This is a genomic window from Aerococcus sp. L_32 (assembly GCF_050689315.1).
On record NZ_JBOEQF010001001.1, the window covers coordinates 1 to 677 of the forward strand.

A 677-nucleotide genomic window follows, 5' to 3' on the forward strand; every position below is an offset into this window, starting at 1 on the left:
TCATTATTTTACCAAAAGATTGGCGAAAGCCCTAGTGATAAATTGAAGAGGTTTTCTCAATATCATCTTACTGCTTGATTGTTGGTTGCCTTTTATAAGCTAGGTAGACTAGTAGAACAAATAAATCAATCATATTACGTGGATTCAATTGGGTTTGTCTATGAATTTTCTCTAACCGATAATTGACAGTATTTCGGTGAATAAACAATTCCTCACTAGTTGCTCGCGTATCCAAATTATTTTTGATAAAAATAGCCAAAGTAGTGGCTAGCTCATCTTCCATTTGATCCACACGCTCAAATAAAACGTCGTCCTTTTTGAAAATACCGGGTGTAAATAAATAGAAAGGATGGTCTTTCACAAATACCGGACCTGTATGGTCAAGTTGGAGTAGTGAAAAGTAAATAGCTGTTTGCTGAATATTTGCAATACTTTCAGCGATATTTTGACCACTATCAACCCAAGTGCCGTCATCTGTCAAAGCTTTTATATGCTCTCTACTCACCACATTTGTATTCACTAAAAGTAGTGCATCACTTTGGTAAGTAAATATAGTTAACTTCAATGATTGCGCTAGCTGCTTTAAGGCATTGGCTTCTTTAGATAGCACAACCGCCACTGATTGCGTTAAATCTAAATGGTATTTATCACTTGCTAGTTTCCTAATATCTTCCCCG

At 35.9% G+C, this 677-nt stretch carries 1 protein-coding gene; it reads right to left on the reverse strand.

All coding sequences use genetic code 11. The features are described from left to right. Positions 1-67 precede the first annotated feature (67 nt). The coding region (locus tag ACRCJ0_RS17855; RefSeq protein WP_431391480.1) for a PucR family transcriptional regulator at positions 68-677 on the reverse strand (610 nt) is incomplete at its 5' end.